The organism is Comamonas serinivorans, from assembly GCF_002158865.1.
In the GTDB taxonomy this organism is placed as follows: Bacteria; Pseudomonadota; Gammaproteobacteria; order Burkholderiales; family Burkholderiaceae_C; genus Comamonas_E; species Comamonas_E serinivorans.
On record NZ_CP021455.1, the window covers coordinates 3,862,160 to 3,875,400 of the forward strand.

Annotated in this window: 7 protein-coding genes and 1 pseudogene; 3 read left to right on the forward strand and 5 right to left on the reverse strand. The window is 70.0% G+C overall.

Going from position 1 to position 13,241, the window contains the following annotated elements; translation table 11 throughout:
* Nucleotides 1-306 precede the first annotated feature (306 nt).
* Both CCO03_RS16440 and CCO03_RS16445 read left to right on the forward strand, forming a co-directional pair.
* Nucleotides 307-1,641 carry an MFS transporter gene (locus CCO03_RS16440; protein WP_087282794.1) on the forward strand — a complete coding sequence of 445 codons (1,335 nt, stop codon included), beginning with the start codon at nucleotides 307-309 and terminating at the stop codon, nucleotides 1,639-1,641.
* A 487-nt stretch (nucleotides 1,642-2,128) separates the two neighbouring features.
* A complete protein-coding gene (locus CCO03_RS16445; protein WP_205690325.1) occupies nucleotides 2,129-4,315 on the forward strand; it encodes a hybrid sensor histidine kinase/response regulator in 2,187 nt (728 codons plus the stop codon).
* Nucleotides 4,316-4,489: 174 nt separating this feature from the next.
* Here CCO03_RS16445 and CCO03_RS16450 read toward each other — a convergent pair whose 3' ends face one another.
* From CCO03_RS16450 to kdpA, 5 genes and pseudogenes are all read right to left on the reverse strand, one after another.
* Nucleotides 4,490-5,221, reverse strand: coding sequence for a response regulator (locus tag CCO03_RS16450; protein ID WP_157667740.1), 732 nt, complete (start codon nucleotides 5,219-5,221; stop codon nucleotides 4,490-4,492).
* A gap of 27 nt (nucleotides 5,222-5,248) precedes the next feature.
* Nucleotides 5,249-7,948, reverse strand: a complete 2,700-nt coding sequence (locus CCO03_RS16455) for a sensor histidine kinase (RefSeq protein WP_087282798.1) — start codon at nucleotides 7,946-7,948, stop codon at nucleotides 5,249-5,251.
* A 91-nt stretch (nucleotides 7,949-8,039) separates the two neighbouring features.
* Nucleotides 8,040-8,681, reverse strand: a complete 642-nt coding sequence (gene kdpC / locus CCO03_RS16460; protein WP_087282800.1) for a potassium-transporting ATPase subunit KdpC — start codon at nucleotides 8,679-8,681, stop codon at nucleotides 8,040-8,042.
* Between the two features lie 10 nt (nucleotides 8,682-8,691).
* Nucleotides 8,692-10,709 (reverse strand): annotated as a pseudogene (gene kdpB / locus CCO03_RS16465) (potassium-transporting ATPase subunit KdpB).
* Nucleotides 10,710-10,719: 10 nt separating this feature from the next.
* Nucleotides 10,720-12,432 (reverse strand): potassium-transporting ATPase subunit KdpA, encoded by a 1,713-nt coding sequence (gene kdpA / locus CCO03_RS16470; protein WP_087282802.1) that lies wholly within the window; start codon nucleotides 12,430-12,432, stop codon nucleotides 10,720-10,722.
* 350 nt (nucleotides 12,433-12,782) lie between these two features.
* Here kdpA and CCO03_RS16475 point away from each other — a divergent pair, with 350 nt between their 5' ends.
* Complete coding sequence (locus CCO03_RS16475) at nucleotides 12,783-13,190, forward strand: hypothetical protein (protein WP_087282804.1); 408 nt, start codon at nucleotides 12,783-12,785, stop codon at nucleotides 13,188-13,190.
* Nucleotides 13,191-13,241 lie beyond the last annotated feature (51 nt).

The window sequence follows — 13,241 nt, forward strand, 5'->3', positions numbered from 1 at the left end:
CGGATACTTCTGCCATTTTTCGCTGACAAGTCGGGGCACGTGGTGGATTCGCGCAGGGTGACGCGAGGGCCGGCGCGTCGATCGGGACCCGGCTCGCCAGCCAGGCACCCAGCGCGATCCCCGAGCCTCGGCTGGCAAAAATCAGGGTAAACCCTTAAAATACCACCACCGCAGGGGGCAGCTTCGCTCCACAAGAGCCCTGCAACCCATGCCACTGACCGACGCGCCGCCTTGTCCACCAGGGCCCACCGACTCGCGCGCGGCCGAGTGGACCCGATCTGCGGCGTCCACCTCACACCGCCTCTCATGAACACCCTCACCCACACGCCGCTGGCCGGCCTGGCGGGCGCACGCGCTCGCCCCTTGAACCGCGACGATTACAAAACCCTGTCCCTGTCCGCACTGGGCGGCACGCTGGAGTTCTACGACTTCGTCGTGTTCGTGTTCTTTGCCAACGTCATCGGCAGCCTGTTCTTCCCGCCCGAGCTGCCCGACTGGATGCGCCAGCTTCAGACCTTGGGCATCTTCGCCGCCGGCTACCTGGCGCGACCCATCGGCGGCGTGCTGATCGCCCACTTTGGCGACCTGCTGGGCCGCAAGCGCATGTTCACGCTGTCCATCTTCCTGATGGCCGTGCCCACGCTGGTGATCGGCCTGCTTCCCACGTACGCGTCGATCGGCATCGCCGCCCCCATCCTGCTGCTGCTCATGCGCGTGGTGCAGGGCGCGGCGATTGGCGGCGAGATGCCCGGCGCCTGGGTGTTCGTGGCCGAGCACGCGCCGGCCCGGCACTACGGCCTCGCCATCGGCACCCTGACCTCGGGCATCACGGGCGGCATCTTCCTGGGCTCCCTCATCGGCGTGTGGCTGAACACCCACTACAGCGCCGAGCAGATCCACGACTGGGCCTGGCGCATCCCCTTCCTGCTGGGCGGCGTGTTTGGCCTGGTGTCGGTCTACCTGCGCCGCTACCTGCACGAAACCCCGGTGTTCCAGGACCTGAGCGCGCGCAAGCAGGCCGACCGCGAGCTGCCGTTGCGCACCGTGGTGCGCGAGCACCGCGCCGCCAGCGTGCTGGTCGCGCTGATGACCTGGGTGCTGTCGACCGCCGTGGTCGTGGTGGTGCTGTTCACGCCCAGCCATCTGCAGAAGCTGTTCCACATCCCGGCCGCGCTGGCGATGGAGACCAACGCCGTCGCCACCGTCACCTTGACGCTGGGCTGTGTGTTCTGGGGCTGGTTCAGCGACCGCGCCGGCACGCGCACGGCCATGGTGCTGGGCTGGGGCGGCATGGCCGTCACGGCCTACCTGTTCTACGGCAGCCTGCCCGGCACCCCGGCAGGCCTGGTGGCCCGTTACGCGCTGGTCGGCTTCTTCGTCGGCGCGATTTCGCTGCTGCCCGTGGTGGGGGTGCGTGCCTTCCCGCCCGAGGTGCGCTTCACCGGCCTGTCCTTCGCCTACAACACGGCCTACGCGGTGTTTGGCGGCCTCACCCCCATGCTGGTCGCGGTCTGGCAGAACGTGGACGCGCTGGCGCCCGCGCATTACGTGGCGGCCATGGGCCTGCTCGGTGCGCTGATCGGCTTCTGGCCGCTGGCGTGCCGGGGCTGGCAGCCGACGCGGTCGTCATCGACCCCATGATCCAGTATCCGGCCCCGCCGATTTTCTGATCATCGGGATTGCCGAATACTCCCATTCAAGGTTGTCTCGCCTGCGCTGCACCCGCCCCGAAAAAGGCCCCGCCGCGGCGCCGCCCACACACCGCGTGGGTTGACCCCCACCCGCCCTGGCGCCAGCACCAGCGCCGTGGCCGAGCGCCCGCCCACGCGAATCGGCCCAGCCGGTGCACCACCCACCCGGATTGACGGCGGCCGCGCCAGGCACTGCGGGCCGCGGGCGCAAGCCACAGCCCGGCACCACCCGGCGCGCGCCTGAAGGCCGCGACCGACAGCCGCAGTGCTCGCCGTCCGACCCGCTCGTTCACCAAACCTGGGACACGCCTTGCCCGCCGCTTGTGCGAGCATGCCGGCTCGGCGTGGCAGCCTGTTCCTTGCAGGTCTGCCATCGGTTCACTTTTTCAGACGTCACGCCCTGGGAACGCGTTCGTGTCGCCCGGCGGCGACCCCTCATGCGCATCCCTTCAGAGCTGCCCCCTGCCGACGCCGCCGCCAGGCTGAACGAGGAACAGCGACAGACGTTGCTGATGATCGCCTCGGGCGCGTCCATGAGCAGTTGCCTGGACGCCCTCACCGCCGCCATCGGCCGGCTCGCGCCGGAGGCCCACGCCTGCGCGCTGGTGACCGACGGCACACGCAGTGGCCCCACGGGGCGCCGATCGCACCAGGCTTACGCATCCTGCGTGTCACCGGCCCTGGCGGCAGCCCTGCAGGACCAGTTGGGCGACGAGGCTCTGCAGGGCGCGGTGACCGCGGTGATCCAGCACGGCCGGCCCAGCACCTGCCCCGACATCGCCGCGGCAGCGGCCTGGCCTGCGCCCTGGCGCTCGCTGTGCCTGGACCACCAAGTCCTGGCGGGCCATGCGCACCCGGCGCTGAATGCGGCCGGCCGCACCGTGGGCGCGCTCTTCCTGGGCTTTTCGGTGGCGCGGGCGCCCAGCGACTGGGAGCGGCAGGTGGCCCAGTTCGGCGCCCTGGCCATCAGCACCGTGATCGAGCGCGACCGAACGGCGGTGCACCTGCTCGACGAGGTCAACGCCCTCGCCCGGCTGCAGGCGCTCAGCGCCGAGCTGGTCGGCCCCGGCGAGCTCGAGCCCCTGCTGCAGAAAATCCTGGCCGCGGCCGCCGACATCTCGGGCACCGACAAGGGCAACATCCAGATCTACGACCCCACCACACGCCACCTGCGGATCGCGGTCCATCAAGGCCTGGGCACGCGGCTGGTCGCGCATTTCCTGGAAGACGGCTGGGACGCCAGCTGCGGCGAAGCGGCCAAGCAGGTGCAGCGCCTGGTCGTGCAGGACGTGGAGCAGCTGGAGGCGCTGCACGGCACCCTGGGGCTGGAGATCGTGCGGGAAGACGGCATCCGCTCCATCCAGTGCACGCCACTCATCAGCCGCGATGGCCGGCTGCTGGGCATGCTCAACAACCACTACCGCCAGCCCGGCGGCCCCACACCCGAAGCGTTGCGCTACATCGACCTGCTGGCCCGCCAGGCCGCCGAGCTGATCGAGCGCAGCCAGACCGAGGCCCAGCTGGCCCAGGAGCGCCAGCACAAGGACGAATTCCTCGCCATGCTGGCGCACGAGCTGCGCAATCCCCTGGCCCCGCTGCACCACATGCTCGAGGTCCAGAAACGCTCGGAGGGCGACTGGGCACTGACGCGCAAGGCACGCGACGTGATGGAGCGGCAGGTGCTGCAGCTCGTCCGGCTGGTCGACGACCTGCTCGACGTCAACCGCATCAACCGGGGCAAGCTGGCGCTGCGCATGCAGCAGCTCTCGCTGCACACCGTGGTGCAGCAGGCCATCGAGGTGTGTCGCCCAGCTCTGGAACAGCGCGGACACCGGTTGCACGTCTCCCTGCCCCAGGCGCCGCTGACCGTGCGCGGCGACCCGGCCCGCCTGACCCAGGTGTTCGGCAACCTGCTGACCAACGCGGTCAAGTACACGCCCACGGGCGGCGACCTGGAACTGCGGGTGGACGCGAGCCCGGACGGTGTGGCGGTGCGGGTTCGGGACAACGGCTCGGGCATCCCCGCCGACCAGCTCGACAAGATCTTCGACATGTTCACCCAGGTGGACCGCACGCTGGAGCGCGCGCAAGGCGGGCTGGGCATTGGCCTGATGCTGGTCAAACGGCTGGTGGAGATGCACGGCGGCACGGTGCGGGTGCACAGCGAGGGCCTGGGGCGCGGCAGCGAGTTCATCGTCAACCTGCCGCTGGCGGACGCCCACGAAGGCGCGCCGCTGGCCCTGGACGCCTCGACCGCGGTGGCCTCGCGCCGCATCCTGGTGGTGGACGACAACCAGGACGCCGCGCAGTCGCTCGCCAGCCTGTTGACGCTGGAGGGGCACGAGGCCCGCATGGCTTACGACGGCGCCCAGGCGCTGGAGATCGGCCACCGGATGCGCCCCGACGTGGTCTTGATGGACATCGGCATGCCGGGCATGAGCGGCCACGAGGTCTGCCGCCGCATCCGCCGGCTGGACTGGGGTCGGCACGTCACGCTGATCGCCCTGACCGGCTGGGGGCAGGACGAGGACCGCCGCCAATCGGAACAGGCGGGATTCGACGCCCATTTGGTCAAACCCGTCAACCTGGCCGCGCTGCAAGCGCTGCTGGCGGGCCCGGCCTGACGGGCGAGCCCGAATTGACGGGCGAGCCCGAACAAACGAGCGAGCCCGAACTGACGGGTGCGCCAGAGAAACCTCATCAAGGGAGGAGTTTCATACCATCCTCGTTGATCGGACATCGAGAACTGGCCAATACCCCATCTTGAACGCACCAGATCTTGGCCAACCCAAGCAGCCTCAGTGGGACTCGCCGCGTGCCGACACGAACTTCAGCCCCACCCCCGGCTCGGTGACGATGTAGCGCGGCGCCGTGGCCGCATCGCCGAGTTTCTGGCGCAGCTTGGCCACCAGCACCCGCAGGTAGTGCGCATCGGCCTCGTGCGTGGGGCCCCACATCTCGCGCAGCAGCTGCGCCTGCGTGACCAGGCGATCTGGCTGACGCGCCAGCAGCGAGAGCAGCGCGAACTCTTTGCGCGTCAAGGCCACGGCCTGGCCGTCCCGGTGGACCTCGCGGCGCGCCAGGTCGATGCGCAGCGTGCCGTCGTCGTACACCGGTCCGGCGTCGTCGGCCGAGGTGGCATGGCGCAGGAAGGCCCGCAGGCGCGCCATCAGCTCGGCGATGCCGAAGGGCTTGGTCACGTAGTCGTTGGCCCCGGCGTCCAGCAGGGCCACCTTCTCGGCTTCGCTGGCGCGCACGGTCAGCACGACCACGGGCACGCGCGACCACTGGCGCAGCTCCTGGAGCACCTCGCGGCCATCCATGTCCGGCAGGCCGAGGTCCAGCACGACGATGTCGGCGCCCCGGCTGGCCAGCAGGCCCAGGCCCTGCTGGCCGTTCTCGGCCAGCAGCGTCGCATAGCCCTGCGAGCGCAGGCTGATGTCGATGAACTTGCGGATCTGCGGCTCGTCGTCGATCACCAGCACGCGGTGCCCGGATTTCGCCGCGGGCGCATCGCCTGCATCTGTCATGTGCATCCTTCCTTGGTGGCCCGAAGACTACTCCACCGGCAGCACGATGCGGAGGGTGGTGCCGACGCCGCCCGGCCCCGGCAGCGCCTCCACGCGGCCCATGTGCGCGCCCACGATGCCCTGCACGATGGTCAGGCCCAGCCCGGTGCCCTGCTTGCCGCGGTCGCCGCGCTCCACGCTGTAGAACATGTCGAAGATGCGTCGGCGCTCGTCCGGCGGGATGCCGGGCCCTTGGTCGGAGACCTCGATGCAGAGCAGGCCCGGGTCTTCGCGCTGAGCGCGAACCTGCACGGCCACGCCCGGCGGCGAGAACTTGGCGGCGTTCTCCATCACGTTGAACAGCGCCTGCTCGATCAGCGCCGGGTGCACATGGACCGGCCCGATCCCGGCCGCCATCTCGGTCACCACCCGCGTGGCAGGCAGGTAGCGCTGCAGCCGGCGCGCGGCCGAGCCGACCAGCTCGTCGACGCCGATCCAGTCGCGCGTGAGCGTGAGCCCCTGGTGGCCCAGGCGCGTCATGTCCAGCAGGTTCTGGATGTAGCGGTCCAGGCGCTCGCCCTCGACGCGGATGGTGTCCAGCAGGCTGCTGCGGTCCGCGGCATCCATGTCCTTGCCGTAGTGCGCCAGGCTGTCGGCCGCGCCGATCATGACCGCCAGCGGCGAACGCAGGTCGTGCGACACCGAGGACAGCAGCGCCGAGCGCAAGCGCTCGGTCTCGCTGCTCACGCGGGCGGCCTCCAACTCCGCCACCAGGCGGGTGCGCAGCGCGGCCTGGCCGATGTCCTCGGTCATGCTCTCGGCCAGGCGCCGCTGCTCGAACGACAGGCGGGCCATGCTGGCCGGAAAGCGCAGGCCGACCACGCCCTGCGTGGCGGGGTCGCCCGGAATTGGCAGAAACCACCAGTCCGATTGGGACAGCGTGTCGGTGTAGCGCCCGCTGGGCTGTCCATGGCGCGCAGTCCAATCGGCGGCGGCCTTGTCGCGCTCGGCCTGCTGTGCGTCCGACACCGCGGGTCCCGCCTCCGTCTGGACGCGAACCCAGGCCTCGGCGCCCAGCGCGCCCCGCAGCACCGATGTGCTGGCCGCGATCACTTCGCCCAGGTCCGCCGCCTTGGCCAGCTGGCGTGCCAGGTTCTGCATGGCCGTGGCATGCGTGTTGGCGGCCCGCAGCGCAACGACCTGCATGCGCAGCCGCGAGGCCAGCCGCCCAGCAATCAAGGCCGCCGCAAAGAACAGCATCACCGTGGCCACGCCACGCGGGGCGCTGATCAACAGCGTGAAGCGCGGCTCGATGAAGAGGAAGTCGTAGGCCAGGAAACACAGCAGGGCCGTGATGAAGGCCGCCACCATGCGCGTGCGGGAAGCCACCAGCATCACCGCCACCAGGAACACCGGCGAGATGTCCTGCAGGCCCACGAAGCGCTCGGCCACCGCAGCGGTGGCCACGGCCCCCAGCGTGGCCCCCACGATCAGGGCCGGCTCGCCGCGTGCCAGCCGTTCGCCAGCCAGATCGTGGAAGCGCCTGCTGCCCTGGCGCGCCAGGGGCGTGCTGACGATGGTCAGCTCGTAACGCGCGCCGCGCTGCAGCAGCTGCTGCGTCAGCGTGCGGTTGAAGATGCGCGCGATCGGGCGCTCGCGCGTGCGGCCGATCACGATGGACCGCGCGCCGCGCGCGGCGGCGGCATCCAGCAGGGCCTGGGTGACGTCGGTGTTGTGCAGCACCTCGGTCTCGCCGCCCAGGCTGCGCGCCAGCGCGAAGGCCTTGTCGAGTTCCCTCAGCCGCTGCTGACCCGCTTGCGCGGTGGTGTTGCGCGGCGCGCCCTGGCGGTCCAGGTCGTCGCTGTGCAGCGCGGCCTCGGCGGAGTGGCCCGTGTCGACCGTCACCACCGACCAGGGTGCGCCGCGCCGCTCGGCGAGCCGGGCACCGGCACGCACCAGGTATTCGGACTGCCCCAGCCCGTCGATCGCGATCAGCACGTGGCGCTGCAGCGCGATGCCCGCCAGGCCGCGCGCCGCGCGCGTCTCGCGCAGGTCGGCGTCCACGTGGACGGCCACGGTCTGCATGGCCAGCTCGCGCAGCGCCGTGAGGTTGGAGGACGAGAAGAAGGCCTGCAGCGCCTGGGCCGCCTGCTCGGGCAGGTAGACCTTGCCCTGGTTCAGGCGTTCGATGAGTTCGCGGGCCGGCAGGTCGACCAGGCGGATGTCGCGCAGGCGCTCGAACACCGCGTCCGGCACGGTCTCGCTGACGCGGATGCCCGTGATCTGGTGCACCACGTCGTTCAGGCTCTCCAGGTGCTGGATGTTGACCGTGGTGTAGACGTCGATGCCGGCGTCCAGCAGTTCCTCCACGTCCTGCCAGCGGCGTTCGTGGCGGCTGCCCGGCGCATTGCGGTGGGCCAGTTCGTCCACCAGCGCGATGGCGGGCTTGCGCGCCAGCAGGCCGTCCAGGTCCATCTCCTCGAGCTCGCGGCCCTGGTAGTGCACGCGCCTGCGCGCCAGGTTGGGCAGACCCTCGACCAGGGCCAGCGTCTCGGCGCGGCCGTGGGTCTCGACGATGCCGATCACCACGTCGATGCCCTGTCGGTGCAGTTCGCGGGCGCGCGACAGCATGGCGTAGGTCTTGCCCACGCCCGGCGCCGCCCCCAGGAACACCGTGAGCCGCCCGGCCGCCTGGCGGCGCAGCTCGCCCATCAGGGCGTTGGCGTGTTCGGTCTGCTCAGGTTCCATGGGCATGCGTGGCGTTGGGGTGCCGGCGCAGGATCGCGCCGGTCACGGTCCGCGAATCGTACGGCTGTGCAGCCCCACCCGCCGGCATCGTTCACCGCCCCTGCGCCGCGTCGAGCGCGAGGTTGAGTGCCAACACGTTGACGCGTGGCGCGCCGAGCAGACCCAGCTGGCGCCCTTCGGTGTGCTCGGCCACAAGCTGCTCCACCACGTCGCGGCCCAGGCCGCGCTCGCGCGCCACACGTGCGACCTGGACCGCCGCGCCCTCGGGACTGATGTGCGGGTCGATGCCGCCGCCCGACTGCGTGAACAGATCGCCCGGCACCGCCGCCGGCGCCACCCCTTCACGCTGCGCGATGGCGGCTCGCGCCCCTTCGATGCGCTCGCGCATGGCGGCGTTGGTGCGCGCCTGGTTGCTGCCGGCCAACGCCATCAGGTCGTAGCTGGCCGCGGAAGGCCGCGGCTGGAAGTAGCCCTCGCCTGCGAACGGCTGGGCGACCAGCGTGGAGCCGACAACGTGGCCGCCGCGCTCGACCAGGCTGCCGTTGGCCGTGGTCGGGAACAGCGCCTGGCCGATGCCGACGCCGGCCAGGACGTACAGGAAGCCGAAGCCGGCCAGCGTCAACACCGCCAGGCCGATGGCGCCGCGCCAGGCACCCTGGTCCGCCACCACCGGTGCAGGTGTGGCCGTGGAGGCCTCGCGGGCTTGCGCCGCGAGCGTGGATGTCATGGTCATGACGGGCTCCTCAAAGGGTGAACAGTGCGGTCAGCACGAGGTCGATCAGCTTGATGCCCACGAAGGGCAGCAGCACGCCGCCCAGGCCGTAGACCAGCATGTTGTTGCGCAGCAGCGCGGTGGCGCTGGCCGGCTTGAAACGCACGCCGCGCAGCGCCAGCGGAATCAGCGCCGGGATGATGATGGCGTTGAAGACCAGCGCCGACAGCACGGCGCTGTTCGGGCTGTGCAGCTGCATCACGTTGAGCACGGCCATCTGCGGGATGGCGGCCGCGAACAGCGCCGGCAGGATGGCGAAGTACTTGGACACGTCGTTGGCCAGCGAGAAGGTGGTCAGCGCGCCGCGCGTGATGAGCTGCTGCTTGCCGATCTCCACCACGGCCAGCAGCTTGGCGGGGTCCGAATCCAGGTCGACCATGTTGCCGGCCTCCTTGGCGGCCTGCGTGCCCGAATTCATGGCCAGGCCGACGTCGGCCTGGGCCAGGGCCGGGGCGTCGTTGGTGCCGTCGCCGACCATGGCCACCAGGCGGCCGCCGGCCTGCTCGGCGCGGATGCGGGCCAGCTTGTCCTCGGGCCGGGCCTCGGCGATGTAGTCGTCCACGCCGGCGTCGGCCGCGATGGTGGCAGCCGTGAGCTTGTTGTCGCCGGTGATCATCACGGTCTTCACGCCCATCTCGCGCAGCTTGGCGAAGCGCTCCTTGATGCCGTGCTTGATCACGTCGGACAACTCGATCACCCCCAGCACATGGCGGCCGTCGCTGACCACCAGCGGCGTGGCGCCCTTGCGCGCCACGTCGTCCACGCGCGCCTGCAGCTCGGCGGGCACGCGGCCACCCAGCGCCTTGACGTGGCTGCCGATCGCGTCGAGCGCGCCCTTGCGGATCCGGCGCTCGCCCAGGTCCACGCCCGACATGCGCGTCTGTGCCGTGAACGGCACAAAGTGGGCACCTTGCGGGTCGACCCGTTGCTCGCCCTTCTCGCGCGCCAGCTTGACGATGGACTTGCCCTCGGGCGTCGGGTCGGCCAGCGAGGCCAGCAGCGCGACCTGGCGCAACTGCGAAGCATCGACACCGGCCAGCGCATGGAAGGCCGTGGCCTGGCGGTCGCCGTAGGTGATGGTGCCGGTCTTGTCCAGCAGCAGCACGTCCACGTCGCCGGCCACCTCGACGGCTTTGCCGGACTTGGCCAGCACATTGGCCTTGAGCGCGCGGTTCATGCCGGCGATGCCGATGGCCGGCAGCAGGCCGCCGATGGTGGTGGGGATCAAGCAGACCAGCAGCGCCACGAGCAACACCACGTTGACCTGCACGTCGACGAAACCGCCGATGAAGGGCAGCGTGACGACCACGGCCAGGAAGGTGATGGTCATCACCATGAGCAGGATGCCGAGCGCGACCTCGTTGGGCGTCTTTTGCCGGTTGGACCCCTCGACCAGCGCAATCATGCGGTCCAGGAAGCTGTGGCCGGGCTCGGCCGTGACGCGCACGACGATGCGGTCGGACAGCACCTGGGTGCCGCCGATCACGCCGGAGCGGTCGGTGCCGGCCTCGCGCAGCACGGGCGCGGATTCACCCGTGACGGCTGCTTCGTTGATGGTGGCGAGGCCCTCGACGATCTCGCCGTCGGCCGGGATCAACTGGCCTTCCTCCACGACGACCAGATCGCCCGGACGCAGGTCGGCGGCCGGCACGGACGACTCCTTGCCGTCGGCGAGGCGGCGCGCGACCAGGTCCTTGCGGGCCCGGCGCAGCGAGGCTGCCTGGCCGCGCCCGCGCGCCTCGGCCACAGCTTCGGCGAAGTTCGCGAACAGCACGGTCACGAACAGGACCAGCGTGACGGCCCAGCCGAAGCCGGTACTGGTCCAGCCGGCCAGCGTGGCCACGGCGGTCAGCACGGTGCCCAGCCAAACCACCGCCATCACGGGGTTCTTGACCACGTGCTGGGGGCCAGTTTGACGAAGGCGTCGATGACGGCCGGCTTCAGGGCCAGGCCCTGTTCGGCCACTGGGGGAATGTTTGCGTTGCGCATGGAGGACTCCTTAGCGCGCCAGCAGCTGGCTCAGCGACAGGTGGTCGGCCACGGGGCCCAGCACCAGCACCGGCATGAACTGCAGCAGCGTGAGGATGATGACGATGCCGATCAGCGTCAGCACAAAGGTCGGGGTTTCGATCTGCAGCGAGCCAGCGCCCTCGGGGGCACGCCGCTTGGCGGCCAGCATGGCGGCGATCGCGAGCGGAATCACCAAGGCCGGGTAGCGACCCAGTGCGAGCACGATGGCGCAGGTGACGTTCCACCAGGACGTGGCGTCGCCCAGGCCCTCGAAGCCCGAGCCGTTGTTGGCGAACGCCGAGACGTACTCGTAGAACACCTGGCTGATGCCGTGGAACCCAGGGTTCGAGTTGCCGGCCAGACCGGGCCAGGCCAGCGTGAGCGCCGTGAAGCCCAGGATCACGACCGGCTGCAGCAGCACCAGCACGGCCAGCAGGCGTACCTCCGGCCCTTCGATCTTGCGGCCGAACAGCTCCGGCGTGCGTCCGGTCATGAGGCCGGCGAGGAACACCGCCAGCAGCAGGTAGACGATGAACTGCTGCAGGCCGCAGCCCACGCCGCCCCAGATCGCGTTGATCAGCATGTTGACCATGGACACCATGCCCGTCAGCGGCGCGGTGGAGTCCAGCATGGTGTTGACCGAGCCGTTGTTGACCTGGGTGGTCAGCGCAGCCCACAGCGCCGAGGCGTCCACGCCCAGGCGCACTTCCTTGCCTTCCATCAGCGCGGCGTCCAGTGCGGTGGCCGAATGGCCCTCGGACCACAGCGACAGGCCTGCGGACACCACCGACATGGCCAGCATGGTTGCGAAGACCATGGCGCCGAAACGGCGCCGCCCGGTGAAGGGGCCGACCATGAAGACGATGCTGACCGGGATCAGCGCGATGGCCACCGCCTCGAGGAAGTTGGACAGCGGCGTCGGGTTTTCCAGCGGCACGCTGCTGTTGGGGCCGTACCAGCCACCGCCGTTGCTGCCCAGCTGCTTGATCGCGACCATGGGTGCGACCGGGCCGAGTGGGATCTTTTGTTCCTTGAACTCGGCGCTGGCCGCCACCGGCGTGGCCACGGGGCCAGCCGCCAAGGTGGCCGGCACGCCCTGCCAGGTCAGCAGCGCCGACAACACCAGGCACAGCGGCAGCACGAAGCGCAGCGCGGCGCGCACGACGTCGGCCCAGTAGTTGCCGACGTCGATGGTGGTGGCCTGGCCGTCGGCCTGCGCCTGCGGCTTGCGGCCGCCGAACAGTCCGCGCAAGGTGGCCGCGACCATGGCCAGGCCCATCACGGGCGTGACCACCTGCAGGCCGACGATGCCGGTCATCTGCGCCAGGTAGGACAACTGGGCCTGGCCAGAGTAATGCTGCTGGTTGGTGTTCGTGAGGAACGACACCATGGTGTGCAGCGCCAGGTCCCAGGACATGTTGGGCACGCCATCGGGGTTGAGCGGCAACCAGGCCTGGGTCATGAAGATGGTCCAGATCACCACGGCCAGCAACAGGTTGGACAGCAGAAAGGCCTTGGCGTAGCCGCGCCAGCCCATGCCGGCCTGCGGGCGGGTGCCCAGCAGGCGGTAGATCGGCCGCTCCAGCCAGCCGAACAGGATGTCGCTGCGCAGGGGGTCGCCCCGCATGACGGCGGCCAGGTAGTGGCCCAGCGGCCAGGCCAGTGCGACGACGACGAACAGGACCAGCAGGGGTTCAGCCATGACGCGCTCCCTGTACGGCGCCGCGGTGCGGGGTGCCTGCCCCCACGGCCGGGCCGCCTGGCCCCTTCCTCACGAACGTCCGGACTGCCCTCCACCCACTGCGGGCACAGCCGCTGCCCCGTGCGGGCAGGAATTGCTTGAAACACATGCTTGTTGGCGATCAACCGGCAAAAACGCCGGCCGCCAGTATTCGACGGGGCCCCGTCAAATCTCCATGCGCAAAACCGCTGCGCGCATCAAATCTTCGTCAATTTCACCAAGCGATGGCCTGCACGCGTGCCCGCCCTTGGCCTACATCCTCCCGCGGGGTGCGTCACCACACTGGAAGCCCATTCCACAGGAGCACACCCATGCATTCCCCCAAAATCACCCTGGCACTGCTCTCGGCACTCTTCACCGTGGGGGCCGTTCAGGCGCAAGGCATGACCTCGGACCAACATGCGGCCGCCAAAAAGCAGATCGAAGCCAACCACAAATCCGACAAGGCCCAGTGCGACACCCTGAACGCCAACGCCAAAGACGTCTGCGAGGCCGAAGCCGAAGCGCGCGAACGCACCGCCAAGGCCGAGCTGGAGCAGCAGTACAAGCCCAGCGCCAAGCACCGACGCGAACTGGACGAAGCCCGTGCCAAGGGCACTTACGAAGTGGCCAAGGAAAAGTGCGATGACCACAGCGGCGCCACCAAGCGCGCGTGCGAAAAGCAGGCTGAAGCCGACCACGAACGGGCCAAGGCCGACATCAAGGCCACCTCGTATTGACCCGAGCGGACCCCGATTGCCTGGCGCGTGAACTTGGGGGCACCGCGCACG